Genomic DNA, 615 nt, shown 5'->3' with positions numbered 1-615 from the left:
CCAACAATAATTAGATCCCCCCTATCAAAGCCTCCGGTTATTTTATTCAGGTCATCAAAATCATCTGGGAACTTAAAATCCGTTCCTTTTTCTGCTTCATCTAATGCCTTTAAAATAATATCTTTATTGGTTTCTTTATTTATCTCTTCCGGAAGTTTTATCTTATTCAACCCATCCTCTAATTTATCGGAATTTATTTTCCCCAGCCTATAATCTTCTGTTAATTTTAATATCTTTCTTTCATAACTATATTTTTTTAAGAGCTTTAGATATTGATCAAAAGCATTCACTGTGGGAACAATGTTCTGTATATCGTATAAAACAGCTAAACCCACCCCGGAAATATTATTACTATGAGCGTAATCGCTTATGGTGATATTATCTATTTTGATATTGTTACTGTAAAGCCTTTCGATAATTTGGAATATTCTTTTATAAAGCGGGGACGAAAAATCATTACAGTTTATTTCATTTATTATTTTTTCATATAAATTGCCTTTTAATAGTAGGCAGCCGATTATTACTTTTTCTATCTGGGTATTCGTATAAGCCATTTCACTTACTCCTCCTCAGCCAATTATTAATGAAACGACTAAAATCTTTCGGGATCTTATT

General features: G+C 30.9%; 1 protein-coding gene. It reads right to left on the bottom strand.

The window, feature by feature from the left end:
- On the bottom strand, positions 1–554 hold a 554-nt coding region (locus tag COZ07_RS09990), incomplete at its 3' end, for a DnaB-like helicase N-terminal domain-containing protein (protein WP_406608418.1).
- Between the last annotated feature and the right edge of the window lie 61 nt (positions 555–615).

This window comes from Candidatus Infernicultor aquiphilus, assembly GCF_002784285.1.
Classification (GTDB): Bacteria; Atribacterota; Phoenicimicrobiia; order Phoenicimicrobiales; family Phoenicimicrobiaceae; genus Infernicultor; species Infernicultor aquiphilus.
The sequence above is the reverse complement of the archived record's forward strand: the minus strand, read 5'-3'. Positions and strand labels throughout refer to the sequence as shown.